19 protein-coding genes are annotated in these 22,154 nt (G+C 67.3%); 6 read left to right on the forward strand and 13 right to left on the reverse strand.

The annotated features are described in order from the left end of the window. Nucleotides 1-9 precede the first annotated feature (9 nt). The 4 genes from E5P2_RS18645 to E5P2_RS18660 all read left to right on the forward strand — a co-directional run bounded on the left by E5P2_RS18645 (nt 10) and on the right by E5P2_RS18660 (nt 7,350). Nucleotides 10-5,319, forward strand: coding sequence for an RHS repeat-associated core domain-containing protein (locus tag E5P2_RS18645; protein ID WP_162568585.1), 5,310 nt, complete (start codon nt 10-12; stop codon nt 5,317-5,319). Beyond that, complete coding sequence (locus E5P2_RS18650) at nt 5,316-5,648, forward strand: Imm58 family immunity protein (RefSeq protein ID WP_162568586.1); 333 nt, start codon at nt 5,316-5,318, stop codon at nt 5,646-5,648. Before E5P2_RS18645 ends, E5P2_RS18650 begins: the two co-directional genes overlap by 4 nt. A gap of 93 nt (nt 5,649-5,741) precedes the next feature. Continuing rightward, nucleotides 5,742-7,004, forward strand: a complete 1,263-nt coding sequence (locus E5P2_RS18655) for an RHS repeat domain-containing protein (RefSeq protein WP_162568587.1) — start codon at nt 5,742-5,744, stop codon at nt 7,002-7,004. Nucleotide 7,005: 1 nt separating this feature from the next. Then, nucleotides 7,006-7,350: a hypothetical protein gene (locus E5P2_RS18660; RefSeq protein WP_162568588.1), complete on the forward strand. Its 345-nt coding sequence runs from the start codon at nt 7,006-7,008 to the stop codon at nt 7,348-7,350. Nucleotides 7,351-7,494: 144 nt separating this feature from the next. On the opposite strand, the gene E5P2_RS18665 is transcribed toward E5P2_RS18660, so the two are convergent. Next, nucleotides 7,495-8,307 carry an IclR family transcriptional regulator gene (locus E5P2_RS18665; protein WP_162568589.1) on the reverse strand — a complete coding sequence of 271 codons (813 nt, stop codon included), beginning with the start codon at nt 8,305-8,307 and terminating at the stop codon, nt 7,495-7,497. A 106-nt stretch (nt 8,308-8,413) separates the two neighbouring features. On the opposite strand from E5P2_RS18665, the gene E5P2_RS18670 reads away from it, so the two are divergent. Both E5P2_RS18670 and E5P2_RS18675 read left to right on the forward strand, forming a co-directional pair. Continuing rightward, nucleotides 8,414-10,039 carry a GMC family oxidoreductase gene (locus E5P2_RS18670; RefSeq protein WP_162568590.1) on the forward strand — a complete coding sequence of 542 codons (1,626 nt, stop codon included), beginning with the start codon at nt 8,414-8,416 and terminating at the stop codon, nt 10,037-10,039. 69 nt (nt 10,040-10,108) lie between these two features. After that, entirely contained in the window at nt 10,109-11,443 is a 1,335-nt protein-coding gene (locus E5P2_RS18675) for an MFS transporter (protein ID WP_162568591.1), read from the forward strand. 24 nt (nt 11,444-11,467) lie between these two features. Here E5P2_RS18675 and E5P2_RS18680 read toward each other — a convergent pair whose 3' ends face one another. From E5P2_RS18680 to E5P2_RS18735, 12 genes are all read right to left on the reverse strand, one after another. Then, nucleotides 11,468-12,277, reverse strand: a complete 810-nt coding sequence (locus E5P2_RS18680) for an ABC transporter ATP-binding protein (RefSeq protein WP_162568592.1) — start codon at nt 12,275-12,277, stop codon at nt 11,468-11,470. Between the two features lie 27 nt (nt 12,278-12,304). Continuing rightward, nucleotides 12,305-13,324: a LacI family DNA-binding transcriptional regulator gene (locus E5P2_RS18685; RefSeq protein ID WP_162568593.1), complete on the reverse strand. Its 1,020-nt coding sequence runs from the start codon at nt 13,322-13,324 to the stop codon at nt 12,305-12,307. Continuing rightward, nucleotides 13,321-14,178 carry a sugar phosphate isomerase/epimerase family protein gene (locus tag E5P2_RS18690; protein WP_162568594.1) on the reverse strand — a complete coding sequence of 286 codons (858 nt, stop codon included), beginning with the start codon at nt 14,176-14,178 and terminating at the stop codon, nt 13,321-13,323. Before E5P2_RS18690 ends, E5P2_RS18685 begins: the two co-directional genes overlap by 4 nt. Beyond that, nucleotides 14,175-15,044: an SDR family NAD(P)-dependent oxidoreductase gene (locus E5P2_RS18695; RefSeq protein ID WP_232080755.1), complete on the reverse strand. Its 870-nt coding sequence runs from the start codon at nt 15,042-15,044 to the stop codon at nt 14,175-14,177. Before E5P2_RS18695 ends, E5P2_RS18690 begins: the two co-directional genes overlap by 4 nt. After that, on the reverse strand, nt 15,041-15,775 hold the full coding sequence (locus E5P2_RS18700) for an SDR family NAD(P)-dependent oxidoreductase (RefSeq protein ID WP_162568595.1): 735 nt from the start codon (nt 15,773-15,775) through the stop codon (nt 15,041-15,043). The genes E5P2_RS18695 and E5P2_RS18700 overlap by 4 nt, the downstream gene beginning before the upstream one ends. Nucleotides 15,776-15,782: 7 nt before the next feature. Continuing rightward, the gene (locus E5P2_RS18705) at nt 15,783-16,865 is read right to left on the reverse strand and encodes an ABC transporter substrate-binding protein (RefSeq protein ID WP_162568596.1); all 1,083 of its coding nucleotides are present in this window, start codon (nt 16,863-16,865) and stop codon (nt 15,783-15,785) included. A 58-nt stretch (nt 16,866-16,923) separates the two neighbouring features. Beyond that, complete coding sequence (locus E5P2_RS18710; RefSeq protein ID WP_232080756.1) at nt 16,924-17,763, reverse strand: ABC transporter permease; 840 nt, start codon at nt 17,761-17,763, stop codon at nt 16,924-16,926. Beyond that, the gene (locus tag E5P2_RS18715; protein WP_162568597.1) at nt 17,760-18,539 is read right to left on the reverse strand and encodes an ABC transporter permease; all 780 of its coding nucleotides are present in this window, start codon (nt 18,537-18,539) and stop codon (nt 17,760-17,762) included. Before E5P2_RS18715 ends, E5P2_RS18710 begins: the two co-directional genes overlap by 4 nt. A gap of 12 nt (nt 18,540-18,551) precedes the next feature. Next, nucleotides 18,552-20,450: a bifunctional 5-dehydro-2-deoxygluconokinase/5-dehydro-2-deoxyphosphogluconate aldolase gene (locus tag E5P2_RS18720; RefSeq protein ID WP_162568598.1), complete on the reverse strand. Its 1,899-nt coding sequence runs from the start codon at nt 20,448-20,450 to the stop codon at nt 18,552-18,554. Nucleotides 20,451-20,558: 108 nt separating this feature from the next. After that, a complete protein-coding gene (locus E5P2_RS18725) occupies nt 20,559-20,963 on the reverse strand; it encodes a hypothetical protein (RefSeq protein WP_197908516.1) in 405 nt (134 codons plus the stop codon). Further along, the gene (locus E5P2_RS18730) at nt 20,960-21,472 is read right to left on the reverse strand and encodes a hypothetical protein (protein WP_197908519.1); all 513 of its coding nucleotides are present in this window, start codon (nt 21,470-21,472) and stop codon (nt 20,960-20,962) included. The genes E5P2_RS18725 and E5P2_RS18730 overlap by 4 nt, the downstream gene beginning before the upstream one ends. Nucleotides 21,473-21,476: 4 nt before the next feature. Continuing rightward, nucleotides 21,477-22,076, reverse strand: coding sequence for an ABC transporter permease (locus tag E5P2_RS18735; protein ID WP_162568599.1), 600 nt, complete (start codon nt 22,074-22,076; stop codon nt 21,477-21,479). Between the last annotated feature and the right edge of the window lie 78 nt (nt 22,077-22,154).

Here is a 22,154-nt window from a genome sequence, read left to right on the forward strand (position 1 = left end):
GACGGGATCATGACAAGCTCATCGGCTGCGGCCATGGTGCGGCCGCGCCATGCGCGGGGCCTCCTCACTCACTCTCTCTGTGTCTTGTGCCGCTGGGCTGTGTCCGGCGCGCTGCTCCTGCTTGCCGCCGTGTCGCACGCCGGCGCGGGCCCGCTGCGGATCGTCCCGGGTCTGGAGGAACCGCTGGTCGCGACGGGCCCGACTTCGCGGTCCGAGGACGCGGCACTCGAAGCCGCACTGGCGCGGTTCGCGCAGCCGCCAAGCGCGCCCAGCGATTTCGCCGATGCGGCCAGGCCATTGACCGCCTTCCTTGCCGACCATCCGCGCTCCGCCTGGCGCATGGCACTCCTGACCGACCTGGGAATCGGCTACTACCACGCGGGCTATTTCTCGAAGGCCATGACGGCATGGGCGCAGGCCTGGCAGCTCGGGCGCGGCGCGACGCAGCCACCGGCAAAGGCCCTGGCCGATCGCGCAGCCGGCGAACTGGCACGCATGCACGCCCGCCTGGGGCACGCAGCCGAGCTCGATGCCCTGTTCTCCGACATGGGCGATCGTGCAGTCGGCGGTCCCGCGACGGAGATGATCGCCGGCGCACGCGAGGGGCTGTGGTCCTTTCGAAACGACTACGGCACCGCCTACCTGTGTGGCCCGATGGCGCTGCGCAATCTGCTCACTTCGATGAATGCGCAGCCGGCCAAGATCGCGCTCATGAACGCCCAGCGCTCCGGACCGCAGGGCTTCGACCTGGACCAGCTATCGCAGCTTGCCGCCAAGGTCGGCCTTGCGCATCGGGTCGTTCTCAGGACGCCGCGGCAAGCGATCCCTGTCCCCTCCGTCGTGCACTGGAAGTTGCACCACTACGCCGCCATCGTCGAAGAGAAGAACGGCCGCTACCACGTGCAGGACCCCACCTTCGCGAGCGGCGACGCATGGCTGACGCGGGCCGCGATCGACGAGGAATCCAGCGGCTATTTCCTGGTGCCGCACGCGGCGAGCGCGGATGCGGGCTGGCGCAGCGCGAGCGTCGACGAAGCCCGGCGGGTCCATGGCATGGGCCAGACGGCGAACAACGAACCGGGCAACACGATGCCGGCATCGAAGGGCCTGTATCCCGTCAGCTGCGACCGTATGTGCGAAGTCAATGCCAAGACCATGCTCGTGAGCCTGAACCTCAACGACACGCCCGTCGGCTACACGCCGCCCAAGGGGCCGCCGGTCCAGGTCCGGCTCAGCTACAACCAGCGCGAGGCGGGCCAGCCCGCGGTCTTCGGCTTCTTCAACGTCAGCCCCAAGTGGTCCCTGAACGTGCTCTCGTGGATCGAGGACGATCCGGCGCAGCCGGGCATCGGCGTCGTTCGCCACGTGGCCGGCGGCGGCTCTCTCGGGCCGCTGGACTACCTGCCTGGCGCCTACACGCGGGCCACGGGAACCTTCGGCCCCGAGCGTGAGAGCCGATCGATCCTGGCGCGCATTCCGGGCACGGGCGCGGCGTCATCGTACGAGCTGCGCATGCCCGACGGCAGCAAGCAGGTATTCGCTCATGCGGACGGCGCGACGACCCGGCCGCGCCGCATGTTCCTCACGCAGATCGTCGATCCGGCCGGCAATGCATCGACCTTCAACTACGACGCGCAGCTTCGCCTGATCTCGATCACCGATGCGGTCGGCAGGAACACGGTGTTCGCCTACGAAGCCCCATCGTCGCCGCTGCTCGTGACCCGGATCACCGACCCGTTCGGCCGGCATGCCGACCTCGGCTACGACGGCCAGGGCCGCCTCGCCTCCATCACCGACGTGATCGGCATCACCTCGTCCTTCACCTACGACGCAGGCGGGCTCGTCAACGCGATGACGACGCCGTACGGCACCAGCCACTTCCGCTACGGCCAGGACATGACGGTCAACAGCCGCTACCTGGAGATGACCGATCCGCTCGGTTTCACGGAGCGCGTGGAGTTTCGCCATTCCGCGCCGGGCATCGGCGGCAGCGAGTCCCCTGTGCCGGTCATGCATGGATCGCTTCAGAACATCTACCTGCAATACCGCAATAGCTTCCACTGGGACCCGCATGCCCATGCGGTCGCTGCGGGCAACTATGCGGCGGCGCGGCTCACGCATTGGCTGCATGACCCCAGCGGCCTGACCTCGCCCATCGCCGAGAGCACCAAGGCGCCGCTGGAGGGGCGCGTGTGGAATCTCTATCCGGGGCAGAGCGCGTCGTATTACGAGGGCTCCTCGGGCATGCCGAATCAGGTCGCGCGCGTGCTGGATGGCGGCGCGACGCAACTGACGAGCTTCGATCGCAACGCGTTCGGCAAGCCGGTCTCGGTCACCGATCCGGCGGGGCGCACATCGTTGTTCTCGTACGCCGATGGCGGCATTGATCTGCTCGCCGTGCAGCAGCGCACCGCCGGTGCGGGATCGGCGACGCTGGCCACGTTCACTTACAACGGCCAGCATCTGCCGCTCTCCCGCACCGATGCCGCGGGTCAGGTCACGCACTACGCCTACAACGCGGCGGGCCAACCCGTCAGCGTGACCGATCCGCTGGGCAACACCACCCGCTACGTCTACGACGAGGCCGGACGGCTCCTCACCGTGCTCGACGCCAAGGGCGCCGCGCGCCTGAACCTGAGCTACGACGCCTTCGATCGCGTCGCCAGCAGCACCGGCTCCGAGGGGTACACGCAGACTTACCAGTACGACGCGCTCGACCGCCTCACGCAGATCGGCTACCCCGACGGCACGACCACGCAGCACACCTACGACAAGCTCGATCGCGTCGCCTCCAAGGACCGGCTTGGGCGCATCACGCGCTACGCCTACGACGCGAATCGGCAGCTCATCTCCATCACCGATCCGCTCGGGCAGACGACCGCCTTCGGCTACCACGAGAACGGTACCTTGCGCAGCATCACCGATGCCAAGGGCAACGTGACCTCCTGGGACATCGACGTGCAGGGCCGCCCCGTTGCCAAACACCATGCGGATGGCAGCACCGAGACCTACGGCTACGAACCCCTGAGCGGACGGCTGAAATCGGTGACCGACGCGCAGGGGCAGACGCGGGCGATGACCTACACCGTGGACGACAGGCCAGCCTCGCTCGGGTACCTTGGCGCACGCACGTCGACGCCCGGCGTCACCTATGCCTATGACGCCGTCTACCCGCGGCTCGTGTCGATGACGGATGCGAACGGCGTCACCGCCTATGCCTACAACCTGGCGGGCAGCCCCGGTGCGAACCAGCTCGCCATGATCACCAGCCCCGTGGCCGGGCAGCCAGGACTGACCGATACGGTGGCCTATGCCTACGACGCACTGGGCCGCGTGACCGAGCGAAATGTCGACGGCGCGACCGACAAGCGCAGCTTCGACGCCATCGATCGCCTGGCGTCGGTCGAGAGTGCGCTGGGCCGCTTCGACTATCGCTATGTCGACGCGTCGGATCGGGTCTCGGCCATCGTGGGCGCCGACGGCCTGCAGACGGCGATGCGCTACTACGGACCCCAGGGTGACGAGATGCTCAAGCAGATCGCTTACACCAGCGCGACCGGCGCGCCGCTGGCAAGCTACGCGTACACCTACGACGCCAACCACAACGTTCTGAGCTTTGCCGATGCGCTGCCCGGCGAGACGCTGTCGGCCCTGTCGCCGATGGGCGCAGGCGATCCCGGCGACAGCGGCGTGCCGCTTGCGGCCGTGCGATGGCTGGCATCGATCGCCGCGCCGGGTGCCTTCGCGGCGCTCCTCATCGCACTGGCCCTCGCAATCGCGACATGGCGCACGACGAACCGGCGCTCCGTGCATATCGGGGTGCCGCTGGTGGCCCTTGCGCTGATGGTCAGTTGCGGAGGGGGCGGCAACGGTGGCTCCACGGGCGGCGTGAACTGGGGCAGCGGAGCGAGCGGCAGCGATGGGACGAGCAACAGTTCGGGCACGAACAATGGCGCTGCCACGGCCAACAGCGCCGACGCGGAAGCCGGGCCCGGCACGACGAGTGGTGCGGGTGCGAACGGCGGTACGAGCGGCATCACGCCTGCGCCGAACCCGAATGCGCGCCTGACCCGGTATCGCTACGACGACACGGATCGATTGATCGCCGCAAGCAGCGCATTGAACGTACCCGGCGCGCCGATCCTTGCCTCGTATGCATATGGCTACGACAAGGCGTCGAACCTGGTGTCGATGAACGGCAATGGCATCGTCCGAGATCTGGATGTCACCGCGACCAATGCCCTGAGCGCAGGAACCTACGATGCCGGCGGCAACCCGCTGAAGCTCGGCGCCGCGACATACGGATGGGACGCCGCGAACCGGCTGGTCAGCCACACCGTCAACAACACCGACAGCAGCTTTGTCTATGACGGCCAGAGCCGGCTCGTGCGCATCATCGATCGGCAAGAGGGTGTCGTGGTGGCCGACAGGTCCTATCTATGGTGCGGGCTCGAACGCTGCCTGGAGCGCGACAACATGAAGGCGGGGGCGCCGGTGAGCAAACGGTATTTTGCCCAGGGGGTGGTGCAGGATGGCGTTCCCTTTCGCTATATCTCCGACTCGCCGGGCAGCGTGCGGCAGTTGGTCGATGCGAACGGCAGGGTCAGGGCGCGCTATAACTACGGGCCGTATGGCGATAGGAACAAGATGAGTGGCGATGTCGATGCAGACTTCGCGTTTGCCGGGTTGTTCGAACACACGCTAAGCGGGCTGGATCTTGCGGTGTACCGGAGCTATGACGCCCAGCGTGGGCGTTGGTTGAATCGGGATCCTATTGGCGAGGCGGGCGGGCTCAATTTGTACGCATATTTGCATGGGAATCCGATAGACGATATCGATCCTGAGGGGCTTGCGGGCTGCATCGTCAGCTTCCCCGACTATCCCATCGATACGGGTTTCGGGTTCTCGTCCACGAATCTAGGTGGTCATGACGGCATCTTGAGCTACGACTCTCAAGGGGCCACGAGATACTATGAATACGGCAGGTACGCTCCGACTGATCCTCTGGTGATCGGCGACAAGAGACCAAAGGACGATGGAAACGTCAGGCGTGTGCTAGTTCCCGATTTGCAAATTGATCCTCGTACCGGTCAGCCGACCCCGAAGTCGATGGACGCTTTGCGCAAGGCCTTGTCAGAACGAGCGGGTGACCACACGAAGACCGGCTTGACGTGCGAGGCGGACGCGGATGAGAAAAAGATCAACAAATATGCGGAGGACTATGCGAAGAGTGTCAGCCGACCCAAATACAGCTGGACGCCGTGGTCCTCGAATCAATGTCGTGACTTCGCTGGTCGCGCGCTTGGAGTTGGCAAATGACCGGCCTTGCTAGTTGGCGCCTTGCTGCAATTTTGTTGGCGTGCGTCTGCGCGGGCTTGTCCTACAGAGTGCTTGATCAAGGAGTCAGCCATACGTATCTAGACGCGAGTTTGGCCTCGTCAAACGAACACTTCAAACTCCTATCAAGTCTTCTTGAGCACCAGTGGCAGGGCATGACGAAAGATGAAGTCGAGCGTAGGCTGGACACATTTGTGCGAAGCCGCCCCGTGGGATCAACGTTGCTGAAGCAAGATCCTGCAACGGGGGCAATCTTGCTCGAAGGCCTGACCTTCGAATTTGCAGATGGAAAACTCACAACGGTCCATTGAGAGCCGCGATCGGCATGCCACTGATGACACTTTGCGCTGATGGTCAGTTGTGGTGAGGGTAGCGGTTCGGCTGCACCCGGCGGCGGGGTTGTTGTGACACTCCCTGCGCCGAACCCGAATGCGCGCCTGACCCGCTATCGCTACGACGACACGGATCGATTGATCGCCGCAAGCAGCGCATTGAACATACCCGACGCGCCGATCCTTGCCTCGTATGCATATGGCTACGACAAGGCGTCGAACCTGGTTTCGATGAACGGCAATGGCATCGTCCGAGATCTGGATGTCACCGCGACCAATGCCCTGAACGCAGGAACCTACGATGCCGGCGGCAACCCGCTGAGGCTCGGCGCCGCGACATACGGATGGGACGCCGCGAACCGGCTGGTCAGCCACACCGTCAACAACACCGACAGCAGCTTTGTCTATGACGGCCAGAGCCGGCTCGTGCGCATCATCGATCGGCAAGAGGGTGTCGTGGTGGCCGACAGGTCCTATCTATGGTGCGGGCTCGAACGCTGCCTGGAGCGCGACAACATGAAGGCGGGGGCGCCGGTGAGCAAACGGTATTTTGCCCAGGGGGTGGTGCAGGATGGCGTTCCCTTTCGCTATATCTCCGACTCGCTGGGCAGCGTGCGGCAACTGGTTGATGCGGGCGGCAGGACGAGAGCACGATACGACTTCGAACCGTATGGTGGTAGGAACAAGGTAGGTGGCGATCTCGATACCGACTTCGCGTTTGCCGGGTTGTTCGGGCACGGGTCGAGCGGGTTGAATCTTGCGGTGTACCGAGGATATGACCCGCAGCGAGGGCGGTGGTTGAACAGGGATCCTATCGAAGAATTGGGAGGTTTAAACTTGTTCTCCTATGTCGATGGAAATCCATGGACAAAAAAAGATCCGCTTGGTCTATGGGCGATAACCTTCGAGGGTTATGCACCACTGGGCGGGGGTATTATTTTTGGTCGAGATCCAGACACCGGTGGACTGTTCGCCACCGGAAGATTTGGCCTCGGTGTAGGCGGCGGAGCTAGCTTTGATATAAACGGAGGGCGACCTGGCGGCGACAGTGCCAAGACATGTCATGCCGGCGTGGGGCTCGGTTTGTTTGCCTGGGCTGGCGGTAACATTGGCCCATTTCAAGGCGCGATCAACGGGAATTTAGGAACAAACAACAATTATGCGACACGGTCAATTCAGGTAATTGATCCTTCGAGCGGAGATGGTATCTCCATTGCGCCGTCCAATCAAAACTACGGTGGTATTGCTCCCTCATGGAGCGTCGGCAACAGTTGGGGATTTCATGGAGGGGGTTCTGCTGGAGCAGAAGCAACTCTCTACAGGGCAGGACAATAAGATGCGAAACATCAAGATCTGGACATGCGTAGTACTGATTGTTTTGCTGGCATCATCAGTCATCGGTTATTGTTTTGCCATAACAAGCGATGCATATCGAACACTCGACTCTTCTATCAAATCTTCTCCGTATATCAAAAATAGATTTGGAGAAAATTTGACTATGTCTTTGGATTATTTTGGTTACTCGATAAGATTTTCCGGCTCCAGTGGCCATGCCGAATTCAACGCCTCAATCAAGGGAACCAGAGATGCCGCGAATTTAAGCGCAATTCTTGAGAAAAACGATGTTTGGCAAATTTCATCCATGAGGATAAATGGCAAGCAAATTTCCTTGAATCGCTAGGAAAACACGTTGAGGCGAGGTAACTCTGCTCGCGAAGAGCGCTTGGCCCCTTAGGCCGCTCTGCAGGCCAACCCAGGCCGAGCGCAGGCGAACCAATAAGCCGGATGCATTCAACCAGGTTCGCGGATCGCGTTCAGCAGCCCTTTACAGCAACCCCGACATCCGCGCAGCCGCACTACGCAGCGCATCGATACGCTCCACCGCATCATCCAATGTCATGCGCGCCGTCGGCGCATGCACCGCGATCGCGGCGCGGACCTCACCCGACGCGGCGGCCACCGGCACCGCCACCGCGATCAGCCCGGCGATGAACTCCTCGCGGTCGCACGAATAGCCCTGCTTCGCGATCGCATCGCACTCGGCGCGCAGCTTGGCGGCCGAGGTGATGGTGTTGGCCGTCATGCGCGTGAGCGTGATGCGCTCGATCAACGCATCGCGCTCGGCAGGCGGCAGCCGCGCCAGAAAGAGCTTGCCGCTGGCCGTGCAATGCAGCGGCACGTGCGAGCCGACATCGAGCGTGAGCCGCAGGGGCCATTGCGCCTCGACGCGGTCGAGGTAGAGCACCTGCACGCCGTCGATGGTGGTGAAGTTGCAGGTCTCGCCGACCTGCCGCACGAGCTCGGCCAGCACCTCGTGCCGCAGCCCGCGCACCACGCCATGGTTCAGCGTGTCGAAGGCCAGCTGCCGCAGCGCCGGCCCGACGCTGAACGAACGCTCGTCCACGTCGCGCGCCAGGAAGCCGCCGGCCAGCAGCTGCGCGCAGATGCGATGCGCGGTGCCCTTGGGCAGCGACAGCCGCGCGGCCAGATCGGCCAGTGACAGCGCGCGGCCCTCGTTGGCCAGGAGCGCCAGCAGGCGCAGGCTGCGCTCGGCCGACGAGCCCGAAGCGGACTCTTCGGGCGGCGACGTGGGCGCCTGGGAAAGCACGGCGGCAGCGGAGCGCGCGGAACGCGTCATACGGGTAAACCTCTAAAGTGGAACATTGTGTTCCGAAAATACATGACCTACGATGCGGCCACTCGATCCAACGACAGCGATTGTTCCATTGCCGGGGTTCTTCTGAATGAGTGAAGCGTTCGACTACATCGTCGTGGGTGCCGGTTCCGCCGGCTGCGTGCTGGCCGGCCGGCTGAGCGAAGACCCGGGCACGCGCGTGTTGTTGCTGGAGGCCGGGCCGGCCGACCGCTCGCTGTGGATCCACCTGCCGATCGGCTATGGCAAGACGATGTGGAGCGCCACCTACAACTGGCGCTTCGAGACCGATCCCGATCCGAACATGAACGGCCGCCGCATCTACTGGCCGCGCGGCAAGACGCTGGGCGGCTCGAGCGCGATCAACGGCCTGATCTACATCCGCGGCCAGCGCGAGGACTACGACCACTGGGCCGCGCTCGGCAATGCCGGCTGGGGCTATGAGGACGTGCTGCCTTACTTCATCAAGTCCGAAGGCAATCAGCGCGTCGGCAGCGCATACCATGGCGTGGCCGGGCCGCTGAGGGTCTCGGACATCGCCGCGAAGCACGAGCTGATCGAGGCCTTCATCGACGGCGCACAGCAGATCGGCGTGCCACGCACCGACGACTTCAACGGCGCCGCGCAGGAAGGCGCCGGCTACTACCAGCTCACCACCTTCAAGGGCTGGCGCTGCAGCACGGCCAAGGCCTATCTCGTGCCGGCCAGGCACCGGCGCAACCTGCGCATCGAGACCGACGCTTTCGCGGCCGGCCTCGTGTTCGAAGGCCGGCGTGCGGTCGGCGTGCGCTACAGGCAAGGCGGCGAGATGAAGACCGCGCGCTGCAATGCCGAAGTGCTGCTCGCGGCCGGCTCGATCCAGTCGCCGCAATTGCTGCAGCTCTCGGGCATCGGGCCGCGTGCACTGCTCGAGGCGCGCGGCGTCGCGGTGCTGCACGACCTGCCGGGCGTCGGCGAGAACCTGCAGGACCATCTGCAGATCCGGCTCGGCTACGAGTGCACCAAGCCGATCACCACCAACGACCAGCTCAATTCGTGGGTCGGCCAGGCGAAGCTCGGCATCGAATGGCTGCTGCACCGCACCGGTCCGCTCGCGGTCGGCATCAACCAGGGCGGCTGCTTCATGCGCGCGCTCAAGGATGCGCAGGGCCAGCCGGTGGCGGCGACGCCCGACATCCAGTTCCATGTCGCCACGCTGTCGGCCGACATGGCGGGCGGCAAGGTGCATCCGTACTCGGGCTTCACCTTCTCGGTCTGCCAGCTCAGGCCGGAGTCGCGCGGCCATATCCGCATCCGCTCGCTCGACCCCTTCGAGCCGCCCGAGATGCAGCCCAACTACCTGGCGACCGAACTCGACCGCGCGACCACCGTCGCCGGCGTGAAGGCGGCGCGCGCGATCGCCAACGCGCCCGCGATGCGGCCCTACGTCAAGCGCGAGGTCAAGCCCGGGCCGGACGCGGGCAGCGACGAAGAACTGCTCGCCTTCTGCCGCGACAGCGGCGCCACCATCTTCCATCCGACCGGCACCTGCCGCATGGGCAGCGACCCGCTGGCCGTGGTCGACGCGCGGCTGCGCGTGCACGGCATCGGCGGCCTGCGCGTGATCGACTGCTCGGCGATGCCGACGCTGGTCTCGGGCAACACCAACGCGCCGGCCGTGATGATGGCCGAGAAGGCGGTCGACATGATTCGCGAGGACGCTGCGAACGGCCATTGATTTGCGAGAGAGAGAGAACCGGAGCCCGCGAGGCGCTTCACAACAACGACACTTCACTGGAGACAACGCATGAGTGCAATCGACGAGAAAGTGATCCGCAGGGTCGTCCTGTCGGCGATCGTGGGCGCCACCATCGAGTGGTACGACTTCTTCCTCTACGGGGTGGTGGCCGGCATCGTCTTCAACAAGCTCTACTTCCCCGGCAGCGATCCGGTGGTGTCGACCTTGCTGGCCTACACCACCTTCGCGGTCGGCTTCGTGACGCGGCCCCTGGGCGGCGTGATCTTCGGCCACTTCGGCGACCGCATCGGGCGCAAGAGCATGCTGATCATGACGCTCATGATCATGGGCGTCTCGACCTTCCTCATCGGGCTCTTGCCGACCTACGCGCAGATCGGCGTCGCGGCACCGCTGCTGCTGCTGCTGCTGCGCGTGGCGCAGGGCATCGGCCTGGGCGGCGAATGGGGCGGCGCGGTGCTGATGGCCTACGAGTACGCGCCCAAGGCCAAGCGCGGCTTCTATGCCTCGCTGCCGCAGGTCGGGTTGGCCATCGGCCTGTGCCTGGCCTCGGGCGTGGTCGCCCTGCTGTCCTCGCTGCTGACCGACGCGCAGTTCCTGGCCTGGGGCTGGCGCATCGCCTTCCTGCTGTCGGGCGTGATGGTGGGGGTCGGCATGTACATCCGCCTGCGCGTGCAGGAGACGCCGGAGTTCTCGGCCCTGAAGGCGCGCAACGCCGAACTGCGCATTCCGTTCATGGACATGCTGCGGCGCTATCCCGGCAACATCCTGAAGGGCATGGGCGCACGCTACATCGACGGCGTCTTCTTCAACGTGTTCGCGGTGTTCTCGATCAACTACCTCACCAGCACGCTCAAGCTCAGCCGCACCGACGCGCTGCTGGGCGTGATGGCCGCGGCCGTGGTGATGTGCTTCACCATTCCCTACTTCGGCCGCATGTCGGACCGGCACGGCCGTCCGCGGGTCTACATGTGGGGCTCGATCATCACCGCGCTGTCGGCCTTCCCCGGCTTCTGGCTGATGACGCACAGCGGCGGCAACGTGCTGCTGGTCTGGCTGGCGATCGTCGTGCCCTTCGGCATCCTGTATGCGGCGATCTATGCGCCCGAGGCGGCGCTGTTCTGCGATCTCTTCGATGCCAAGGTGCGCTACACCGGCATCTCCTTCGTCTACCAGTTCTCGGGCATCTTCGCTTCGGGCATCACGCCGATCATCGCGACCGCGCTGCTCAAGTCGGGCGGCGGCGATCCGTGGCAGATCTGCTGGTACGTGGTGTTCGCGGGGGCGGTGTCGGCGGCCTGCGCGTGGCTGATCGGGCGTTCGCCCGAACCGGAGGAAACCGAGCTGGGCGTGCCCGCGCTGCAAGGCGGTCGCGCGGGGCGATAGCGCTGGCCCTTCGGGGCGTCCGCCTCAGGCCATGGCAGAGGCGATGGTCTGGAAGTCCTGCTCACGCAGCAGCTTCCAGATCCGCGCCCGGAAGTCGACGAAGCTGGGCAGATCCATGACGTCCTCGATACGGCGGTGCTGCGCCCAGCCCTGTGCCCTGCGCGTGTCCGCGATGTCGATGTCGGCGACGATGGCGCCTGCGTTGCGGCTCATCACCACCACGCGGTCGGCAAGGTAGACCGCCTCCTCCACCGCATGCGTGATGAACAGCACCGTGCGCGGCGCCATGGCGCACAGGCGAAGCAGCTCCTCCTGCATCACGGTCCGGGTCTGCGCATCGAGCGCACCGAATGGCTCGTCCATCAGCAGCACCTGCGGCTCCAGCGCGTAGCTGCGGGCAATCGCCACCCGTTGCTGCATGCCGCCCGACAACTGGTGCGGATAGGCGTCCTCCCTGCCCTGCAGGCTCATCAGCTCGACATAGTGCCGCACGCGTTCGGCGCGCTCTGCGTTCGCCATGCCCTTGCAGCGCAGGCCGAAGCCGATGTTCTCGGCCACGGTTTTCCACGGAAAGAGCGCGAACTGCTGGAACACCACTGCGCGGTCGGGCCCCGGTCCGTCGACCTCGGTGTCGCCGACGGTCACGCGGCCTGCGGTCGGCGCATCGAGGCCCGCCGCGAGGCGCAGCATCGTCGTCTTGCCGCAGCCGGAGGGACCGACGATGGCGACGAACTGCTGGTTCGGAATGTGGAGGTCGATGTCCTTGAGCACCGCGCTGGCCGTGCCGTTGCGCGTGAATACGCGCTCCACCTTGCTGAAACGGATGTCGCTCATGGACGGATGTCTCCTGGTTGGGCGCGCTCAGGCGCTGTCGCGCGGAATGATCGAGAAGCCGAGATCGATCACCGGCTGATCGATCTTCTCGCCGCGCAATTTGCGCAGCGCCAATTCGGCCGTGCAACGCCCGATCTCGCGCTGCCGCACGTGAACGGTGGTCAGCGCCGGGCTGATCGCGCGCCCCAGCGGCGTATCGTCGAAGCCGGCCACTGCGATGTCCTGCGGTACGCGCAGTCCGAGGCGCGCGGCTTCGAGCACGAAGCCGGCGGCGATCATGTCGCTGGCGATGAAGATGGCCTGCGGCCGCTTCCTTCCCGGCGGCAGCGCGTGGATTTCCTGTGCCAGTTCCGCCCCGCTCTCCAGCTCCATCGGCGCGGAGCGGATCCACGCCTCGGTCGCCGGCAGGCTGGCTTCGGCGAGCGCCTGGCGAAAACCTTCCTCGCGACTGCGCGTGCGTTCGTTGTCGGTCTGCGTGCCGCCGTGATAGGCCAGGCGCGTGTGGCCCTTCGAGATCAGGTAGCGCGTCATGTCGCGTCCGGCCTGGAAGTTGGAGAAGCCGACGGCGAGGTCGATCGGCTCCGGCCCGATGTTCCAGGTCTCGACCACGGGCATGCCGATGCGGCGCAGCAGCGTGCGGGTGGCGCGCGTGTGCGTGAAGCCGGTCAGGATCACGGCGTCGGGCCGGTAGCCGAGCAGCCCGCGGATCAGTTCCTCTTCGCGCTCGGCGTCGTAGCCGCTGTGGGCGATGATGAGCGAGAAGCCGCTCTCGCTGAGCACGTCGTTGATGCCGTGGATGGTCTCGGCAAACACCGAGTTGGCGATGTTGGGCAGCAGCAGCGCCACCAGCTTGCTGCCGCGGCGCGACAGCGCCCGCGCCGTGAAGTCGGGCACGTAGCCGAGCTCGGCCGCGGCCCGCTGCACCGCCGCGCGCGTCTCGGCCGTCACCGAGGCGTGGTTGGCCAGGGCCCGCGACACGGTGATCGGCGACACGCCGGCATGGCGCCCGACGTCGCGCATGGTCAGCGAGCGCTTGGGCTTGCTCATGCGCCGAATCCGTCGCGGATGACGCGCATGAAGTTCTCCGCCACGCGGCGCCCGTCGTCGAAACGCTCCTCCCAGACCGCGAGGCCGTCGGCATGGTCGGGCGCCAGCAGCTGGCGCGAGAAGGCCTCGACGCCGACGATGCCGGCGTAACCGAGCGCCGCCGCATGGCGCGCCCAGGCGGCGAGATCGAGCGATCCTTCGAACGCGTCGCCGCGATGGCTCTGGTCGAGCTCCAGGTAGGCCAGCCGCGGCAGCGCGGCCTCGATCATCGCCAGGGGATCGGATTCGTCGATGCTCATGTGGAAGGTATCGAGATGCAGGAACACGTTGTCATGGTCGACGGCCGCAAGAAACTCCAGGCCGCGGCGCGTGTTGTACATCAGCGGCGTCTCGTACCGGTTCACCACTTCGAGCGCCAGTCGCACGCCGGCCGCTTGTGCATGTCCGGCCACTTCGTGCAGGCTTTCGGCCGCGCGCAGGAAGGCGTCCGCCGCCAGCGGGCGGGCCGCCTTGTGGATCGGCCCGTAGAGCACGCCGCCGATCTGGTGCGATCCCATGTCGCGCGCCAGGCCGATGGCCTGCTTCAGGTGGGCCACGCCGCGCGCACGCACCGCGGCATCGGCATCGCCGATGTCCTTGTCGGGCGACAGGCCGCAGGTGTTCATCGCCTCGAGGCCGCGGGCGGCGAAGGCGCGCGCGAGCGCCGGCGCATCGATGTCCTCGAAGCGGCGCAGCGGAACGACCACGTGGTCGTAGCCGATGGCCGCGGCGTCGTCCAGCGTCGGACCGATTGCCCCGGCGCGCCAGTCAGGGCCCCACACGGCGGCGTGGATGGCGGTGCGGATCGTGCTCATGACATGGCCGTTCCCGCCGTGGCGAACAGCGCCCGAACGCCGGCCAGCGCTGCCGCGTCCTGCGCCTCGCCGATCGCCTCGCCCGGATCGCCGCGCATGGTGTAGCCGCCGTCGACCGGGATCACGGCGCCGGTGATGAAGCCGGAGGCCGGCAGCGCGAGGAAGGCGATCGCGTGCCCGACCTCCTCCGGCAGGCCCCAGCGGCCGGCCGGCGCGCGGTCGGCGTAGCGCGCGTAGTCGAGCATGCCGGCGTCGAGCCGCGCCTGCAGCGTCTCGGTGAGGATGTAGCCCGGCGCCACCGCGTTGACGGTGATGCCGGCGCGCGCAACCTCGACCGCCAGCGAGCGCGTGAAGCCGTTGATGGCGTGCTTGGCAATGGCATAGCCGCTGCGGAACGGCAGGCCCAGGAGGCCGAGTACCGAAGAGATGTTGACGATGCGTCCGAAGCCCCGTGCCGTCATGCCCGGAATCACCGCCCGGCTGCACAGGAAGGCGCCGCGCACGTGCACGTCGAACATCTTCTGCACGTCCTCGATCGGCATGGTGGCGACCGGCGCCAGGCGCGGCGTCATGATGCCGGCACAGTTGACCAGCACGTCGATGCGCCCGAGCGCCGCACTGCACGCGGCGACGGCGGCCTCGACCGCGGCAGCGTCCGCGACGTCCGCCTGTGCCGACGCAGTGGCGACGCCGAAGCGATCTGCCAGCACCCGCGCGCTGCGTTCGGCGTGGGTCGCATCGAGGTCGAGCAGCGCCACCGAGGCGCCATGCCGCGCGCATGCCATGGCGCTCGCCAGGCCGATGCCCTGTGCGCCGCCGGTGACCAGGCAGGCCAGGCCGCGGAGGCTGTCGCCGCCCGTGTTCACGAATGCACCGTCCCGCCGTCGACGTTGATGATCTGGCCGTTGACGTAGCTCGATGCGGGTCCGCACAGGAACTCGATCACGGTCGCCACCTCGCGCGGCTGCGCGAAGCGCCGGATCGGGATCTCGTTCATCAGCTTGTCGCCGCGGTCGCCGATCAGGGCGGTGGTCATCGGCGTCAGGATGATCCCCGGCGCGACCGCGTTGACGTGCACGATGGGGGCGAAGCGACGCGTCATCGCGCGCACCATGCCGGCGATCGCGCCCTTGGCCGCCGAGTAGGCGATGCGGTCGAGGCCGCCGCGACGGTAGGCGAGCGAAGCCGCGTAGACCAGGCGCGCGGGCAGCGCGGCGCCGGCGCCGCAGCGTTCGTGGAACAGGCGGCCGAGCTGATAGCCGTTGCGCACGTTGGCCGCCATGGTGGCATCGAAGCGCGAGAGATCCTCCAGGTCGTCGAGGTCGGGCAGCGACAGGCCCGCGAGGTGCACCACCGCGTAGGGCATGCCGCCGTCCTCGAGCGCACGCACGCAGGCCGCGTGGTCGGCCAGGTTGTTCAGCTGCGTGTGCAGCCGTTCGCCGCCACCGAGTGCGGCGAGCGCACGCTCCAGCGCGTCGGCCGACATGTCGGCCAGCCGCACGCGCGCACCGGCTTCGAGGAACACGCGTGCAGTCTCGATGCCGATGCCGCCGGCGCCGCCGGTGACGAGGATGGTCTTGTCGTCGTAGAAGCTCACGAGGCGCTCACGGTTTGCCGGGCTTGCCTTCGGCGAAGGCCTTCAGCTTGGGATTCTTCTCGATGTAGTCGAGCACGGCCGGATTGATGTAGGTCTTGGCGTCGGGCACGCTGGGAATCGTGCCGGCGGTCTTGAAGAACTCGGCCAGCCGCGTGCTCTCCTTGTCGATCATCGAGGGTCCGCCGCTGCGATCGAAGGCCTTGAGCTGCTCGGCCAGGTTCCAGTAGTCGCGCGTCTCGACCTCGCCGGTCATCTCGTCCGGCGACAGCACGACGCCGCCCTTGTCGTAGAACTTCTTCATCGCCGCCAGCGTCTTGGCGCGGTCGTTGCGCATGACGTTCATGCCGCGCAGGTACATCGCGGCGAAGCGCGCGACGGTGTCCAGGTTGTCCTTCAGGTATTCGGGGCGCACCACCATGTTGGCCGTGACCATGGCGCCGGCGTCCTTGCCGTTGCACAGCAGCTTGCCGCCGTTGCTCTCCAGCCGCGCGAAGTGCGGATACCAGATGGCGGCCACCGGAATGTCGCTGCCCTTGAAGGCATCGACGATGGCGCCCGGCGCGATGTTGACCGCCTGCAGGTCGCCGCCCTTCAGCCCCAGCTTGGCAAAGCAGGACTGGGCTGCGTAGTCGGAGGTCGAGTTGGCCGGCACCAGGTATTGCTTGCCCGTGAGCGCCTTGACCGGATCGGCCTTGATGGCCGCGAAATCCTTCTCGCGCGCGACGACGCCGTTGGCGCGCGAGTCGTCGATCAGGATCAGTACCGACTGCAGGTTGAAGCGCGCCGCGCCGAGCAGGGCCGGCGGGCCGCCCAACAGGCCGATGTCCCAGGTCTTCGACGGAATGGCTGCGACCTGCTGCGCACCGGCCGTGAAGGAGGTCATGTTGCCGGGCTTGAGGCCGGCATCGGCCCACCAGCCGGCGTCGTCGGCGAGCTGAAGCGGAACGCCGTGGATGGTGACCTGGTAGCTCACGTTGACGGCCTGCGGCTCGGCCGCGAGCGCGTTGCCGGCGAGCGCGGCGAGGGCCAGTGCGGCGGCGGCGACGCGGCCGGCGACGAGGAAGCGCTGAAGTCGGGTCTGTTGTCTCATGTCGATCTTTCTTTGGAGGATGTGAAGATTCCCGCGGTGCCGGCACCCGGGTGCGGTTTCAGCCGGCGACTGCGCCCAGTCGCCGTTGAACGAAGCGCTCGAACCGCCGGAACAGCCAGTCGAGCAGCAGACCGACCAGGCCGATGGCAAGCATGCCGACCAGGACGATGACGATGGTCCGGTTCATCTGGCCGCGGACCATGATGTAGGCGACCCCCGAGGCCGCGACGATCAGCTCGGCGCCGACCAGCGACTGCCAGGCGTTGCCGGCGGCCACGCGCAGCGCCGACACCACGGCCGGCATCGCGCTCGGCAGGATCACTTCGAGCAGGATGCGCAGGTTGCGCGCGCCGAGCATGCGTGCGGCCTCGAGCAGCTTGACGTCGACCAGCCGCGCGCCGCCATAGGCGCCGATCACGCAGGCCGGGAAGGCGCCGGCGAAGATGATCAGCACCGGGCCGCCGAAGCCGGTGCCGAACCACAGGACGGCGAACGGCACCCAGGCGATCGGCGCGATGAAGCGCAGCACGTTGAACGCCGGCTGCACGGCCGCATCGAGGCCCTTGAACCAGCCCATCGACAACCCCAGAGGAATGCCCACGGCCACGCTCAACCCGAAGCCCGAGCCGAAGCGCCCGAGGCTCGCCAGCAGGTGGCCCTGCAGCGTGCTGCCGGCGAAGGGCTCGTGCAGCATCGACACGAAGCCGGACAGCACGGCGAAGGGCGTGGCGAGCGTGCTCGCATCGCCGATGCGCACCGCCGCGAGCTGCCAGGCCGCGATGAACGCGGCGATGCCGAGCAGGCCGATCCAGCGCCGCGGCGGCACGTCGGCGGCGATCATGGCGGCCCGATGCCGCCGCGCCGTCCGCTGCCCGGCGCCGGACGCGGGCGCGCTCAACGCGTGCTCCACGGCATCACCCGCCTTTCGATCCAGCCCAGCAGCGCACTGCTGAGCATGCCGAGCACCGCGACGGTGGCCATGCCGACCAGGATCATCCCCGGGTAGACGTCGTCCTTGGCGGCGGTCAGCACCTTGCCGACGCCCCAGATGGCGCCGAGCAGCTCGGCGGCGACGATCACGGTCCACGAGGTCTGCAGCGCCAGCCGGAGGCCGATCATGATGTGCGGCATCGCGCCCGGGAAGATCACGTGCCGCAGCCAGGTCCAGCCGCGCGCGCCGTTGACGCGCGCGGCGGCCAGCAGCGTGCGGTCGATCTGCTCGACGCCGGTCATCGTGTTGATCACCAGCGGAATGGAAGCCGCGAGCGCCATCACGAAGAGCTTCGAGTTGTCGCCGAGCCCGAACCACAGCAGGGCGAGCGGAATCCAGGCCAGCGGCGGCACCGGCCGCACGAAGTTGAAGATCGGCGACAGGAAGTCGCGCCAGAACGCCGACAGGGACATCGCGAAACCCAGGCCGAGCCCGATCGCGACCGCGAGCAGGAAGCCGCGTGCCACCAGCCAGCTGCTGGTGAGCACGTGGCGCGCCAGGTCGCCGCCGGCATAGTTGCCGAAGCTGATCTGCCGCAGGGACGCGAGGAAAGTCTGCGGATCGGGAAAGCGCGTGCCGTCGACCCAGCCCGCCGGGCCGGTGGCAAGCCACCACAGGGCCAGCAGGCACAGCACGGAGCCGACGCGGATGGCCCGCATCCGCAAGGTCGAGGGTGCATTCATGACGATCCTTTCCTATCCGGCAGCCGGCTCCACGGCAGCGCCGAGCCATGCGGCCGCGAGCTGTTCGTAGCCTGCCGCGAGATCGCGCTCGAACGCCGCGTCGTCCGAAGTGCCGGCCAGCCATGCCGCGGCCGGCGCCATGAAGAGCGTGCGGCCGACCGCGAAGCCCTGGATGAACGGACGGCCGCGGCTCGCCGCCAGCGCCGCCAGCAGGTCATCGCGCGTGCGGCCGCCGCCCAGCAGCAGGATGCCGCGGCACATGGCGTTGTCGTGCCGGATCGCCGCCTCGATCGCTTCCCAGGCCGACGGGTCGGTGAATGCAGGCAGCTTCCACCAGTCGGGCTTGACGCCGAGCGCCTGGATGGCGCGGATGCGTTGCACCACCGACCGGGCGTCGGCCTCGGTGTCGGGATGAACGAGTTCCAGCAGCAGCTCCATCTCGTACATCGAGGTCGCCTGATAGAGCTCGCGCAGCCGTTCGTTCTGCAATTCCCGTGCGGCTGCGTCCTCGCGCGGCACCAGGCACTTGACGATCTGGTGGCGCGGCCAGCGCGACAGCAGCACCGCCGCCGGCAGGTCGTCGCGCAGCCGCAGCGGCGCCGGACCGGTGTGCTCGATCTTGCGGCCGACCCATGCGATGTCGGCGCCGATGCGCAGCAGCGCGTCTTCGCCCTCGACATCATCGAAGAGCACGCCCAGCCGCGGATGCCGCGGCGCGAGCCGCAAGGCGACCTCGGCGATCAGGGTCTTGAGACGGGCGATGCTGCGGCCGGGCGCGCGCGGCAGCGACTCGAAAGGCGCGACGTGGTCGGCCGCCATCACCAGCACCGGCGACGGCCGGGCCCGCCGCGTGGTCGCGCGGTGCAGGTAGGCCAATTCCTCGCTGCGGTGCAGCGCGTGGTCGTGCTGGCCGCCGGCCAGGAACCACTCGAGTTCGATCGCCGTCGGCGAAGCCGGCGAGCATCCGTGGCGCGACACGACCAGTGCGCCGGTGGCATTGCCGCGCCGGCAGCACTCGGGCCACGGCATGTCGCGCAGCCAGCCGGAAAGGAAGCCGGACAGGAAGCCGTCGCCCGCTCCCAGCACATTGAACACCTCGACCTGAAAGCCCGGACCGACGATGCCGTCCTCGATCGACGCCGGGATGGGACCGGGAAACACCGCGCAGCCGGCGGCGCCGCGCTTGAGCACGATCGGCGCCCGGGTCAATGCACGGACCTTGCGCAGCGCCCGGATGGTATCGATGTCACCGCCGGCGATGTGAATCTCCTCCTCGGTGCCCACCACCAGGTCGCAGTCGGGCAGGTAGCGCTGGCTGGCGCGCGTGACCGCGTCCGAGTCGACATAGCGGCTTTCGCCGCCGTCCCTGCCGACCAGGCCCCAGAACACGGGCCGGTAGTCGATGTCGAAGACGACCTGGGTGCCGCGCGCCTTGGCATGCCCGATGGCCGCGCCGATGTTGCCGGCGGCATGGGTCGTCGTCAGGTGGGAGCCCGACACCAGCAGCGCGCGCGCGCCGCCGATGTAGTCCGCCGAATAGTCCTGGGGCGAGATGGCCATGTCGGCGCAGTTCTCGCGGTAGTGCAGCAGCGGGAAGGTCTCCTTGTCGCGGATCCCGAGGAAGGCCACCGCGGTCAGGCGCTCGCGGTCGGTCACGACGCAGGCTGTATCGACGCCCTCTCGCTGCAGGCTCTCGCGCAGGAAGCGGCCGTTGTGATCGTTGCCCACGCGGGTGACGTGACCGACCCGCAGGCCCAGCCGCGAGGTGCCGATCGCGATGTTGGCGGGACAGCCGCCGACGTAGCGCGAGAAGGTGGACACGTCTTCCAGACGTGCGCCGACCTGATCGCCGTAGACGTCGACGATGGTGCGGCCCATGGTGATCAGGTCGAGAGAGCGGGAGTTCGTCATTGGCAAGGGCTTGGCACGCGGAAAAATGGTATCGATGTCATATTGAACCGCGGAAGGCGCCGCCGGGCCATCCGGGAAGACCCCGAAAGGGCGCTCGGTCCCGGAAAGTCAGTAGACCGCGGCCACCGGCGTATGGCCACCCGTGCCGCCGGCCTCGGCGATCGAGGCCGCGAGGTCTTCGAGGTAACGCCCGACCACCGGCTCGTGCGTGAGGTTCAGCATCAGGTGGATGCCCGCGGGTTTCGTGACGTAGCCGGTCAGCCAGCCGCGCTGGAGCAGGCCCTGCCCCACCGCGCCGATGTCGTGCCGCTCGGAACCGTAGGCGACGATCGACAGCTCGGGCCGACCGAGCGTGTGCATGCCCAACTTCTGCACGCCGGCCTCGATGGCGCGGCGTGTCGCCAGCACGCGCTCGGTGATGCGCAAGTAGCCGTCCTCGCCCAGGTAGTTCATGACCGCCCAGGCCGAGGCGATGGCGCCGCCCGCGCGCGTGCCGACCAGCGTGTTCGTCATGTACTGGCCGCGCGGCCAGTTGTCGAGGCGCCCTTGGCCGCATAGCCGTACTTGTGCAGGTCGGCCGAGATCGAGCGCACGCCCGGCACGCTGAAGTCGAAGGCCGGGTGCGCGCTGTAGGGCAGCACGATGCGCGGGGTGCTCTTGCCCGCACCCCGCTCGCGCGCCGCATCGCGCGCCGCCTTCACCGCCAGGAAAATGCTCTCGGTGCCACCGGTGGTCATCGCGCCGCGCGCGGCCTCGCTGCCGTGCAGCAGGCCGAGGCCCATCGCCACCACCTCGGATTCGAACTTCGCCAGGCCGTGGAAGGCGCGCAGCCCGAGGCCGTTCTCCGAGAAGTACATCAGGCAGGCCTTCTTCGCGACCTCCAGCACGTCGTCGCCCGCGTAGTGCACGAAGGCCGGCGCCCGGCCATCGCGCCAGGCCACGTCCTTCTCGCCGGCGGCCTTCAGCTGGGGCTCCAGTTCGGCCCAGGGAACGCCCTGCTTGGGCAACTGCATCGTCGTCATCGTCTCAACCTTCCTTTCCGCCCCAGTGCACGATCCGGTTCTCCAGCGCGCGGGCGATCAGGTCGAGCGAATAGCCCAGGATCGCCATGATCAGCACGCCGACCAGCATGGTCACGCCCAGGCCGATGCTGACGCGGATGCTGGTGAAGATGCCCGGCAGGCTGGCCGGAAAGATCACGCGCCGGAAGATCATGCTGCGCGAGGCGCCGAGCGCCATCGCGGCCTGCACCTTGCGCAGGCCCACGCCGCGCACCGCCTGCATCGCGCTGATCGACAGGATCGGGAACAGCGCCAGCACGATGATCACCACCTTGGCCACCTCGCCGATGCCGAACCAGATGATCAGCAACGGCAGCAGCGCGAGCTTGGGCATCGGGCGCGTGATCTCGATCGGCGGGTCGAGCACCGCCTTCACGGTCTCGTTCATGCCCATCCAGAGGCCGAGCGGCACGGCCACCAGCACGGTCAGCACGAAGGCGAGGCCGAAGCGCATCAGGCTGATGCCCAGGTGGCAGGCCAGCGTCTTGCCCCGGTAGCCGTTCTTCATCAGCATCAGGAAGGTGTCGAACACCGAGCCCGGCGAAGGCAGGAACAGCGCCGCCACCAGCGGCTTGCCGTCGAAGAGCGGCGCCGTGATCAGGAACCACAGCAGCAGCAGCCCGCCGCCAGGTTGAGCCAGCGC

Source organism: Variovorax sp. SRS16 (assembly GCF_901827165.1).
In the GTDB taxonomy this organism is placed as follows: Bacteria; Pseudomonadota; Gammaproteobacteria; order Burkholderiales; family Burkholderiaceae_C; genus Variovorax.

Coding starts and splice junctions, on each gene's coding strand:
- E5P2_RS18720 (WP_162568598.1), bottom strand. CDS start 20,450: ATGACGAACTCCCGCTCTCTCGACCTGATCACCATGGGCCGCACCATC.
- E5P2_RS18730 (WP_197908519.1), bottom strand. CDS start 21,472: ATGACGACGATGCAGTTGCCCAAGCAGGGCGTTCCCTGGGCCGAACTG.
- E5P2_RS18690 (WP_162568594.1), bottom strand. CDS start 14,178: ATGAGCACGATCCGCACCGCCATCCACGCCGCCGTGTGGGGCCCTGAC.
- E5P2_RS18670 (WP_162568590.1), top strand. CDS start 8,414: ATGAGTGAAGCGTTCGACTACATCGTCGTGGGTGCCGGTTCCGCCGGC.
- E5P2_RS18680 (WP_162568592.1), bottom strand. CDS start 12,277: ATGAGCGACATCCGTTTCAGCAAGGTGGAGCGCGTATTCACGCGCAAC.
- E5P2_RS18725 (WP_197908516.1), bottom strand. CDS start 20,963: ATGACGAACACGCTGGTCGGCACGCGCGCGGGCGGCGCCATCGCCTCG.
- E5P2_RS18705 (WP_162568596.1), bottom strand. CDS start 16,865: ATGAGACAACAGACCCGACTTCAGCGCTTCCTCGTCGCCGGCCGCGTC.
- E5P2_RS18665 (WP_162568589.1), bottom strand. CDS start 8,307: ATGACGCGTTCCGCGCGCTCCGCTGCCGCCGTGCTTTCCCAGGCGCCC.
- E5P2_RS18675 (WP_162568591.1), top strand. CDS start 10,109: ATGAGTGCAATCGACGAGAAAGTGATCCGCAGGGTCGTCCTGTCGGCG.
- E5P2_RS18645 (WP_162568585.1), top strand. CDS start 10: ATGACAAGCTCATCGGCTGCGGCCATGGTGCGGCCGCGCCATGCGCGG.
- E5P2_RS18660 (WP_162568588.1), top strand. CDS start 7,006: ATGCGAAACATCAAGATCTGGACATGCGTAGTACTGATTGTTTTGCTG.
- E5P2_RS18715 (WP_162568597.1), bottom strand. CDS start 18,539: ATGAATGCACCCTCGACCTTGCGGATGCGGGCCATCCGCGTCGGCTCC.
- E5P2_RS18685 (WP_162568593.1), bottom strand. CDS start 13,324: ATGAGCAAGCCCAAGCGCTCGCTGACCATGCGCGACGTCGGGCGCCAT.
- E5P2_RS18650 (WP_162568586.1), top strand. CDS start 5,316: ATGACCGGCCTTGCTAGTTGGCGCCTTGCTGCAATTTTGTTGGCGTGC.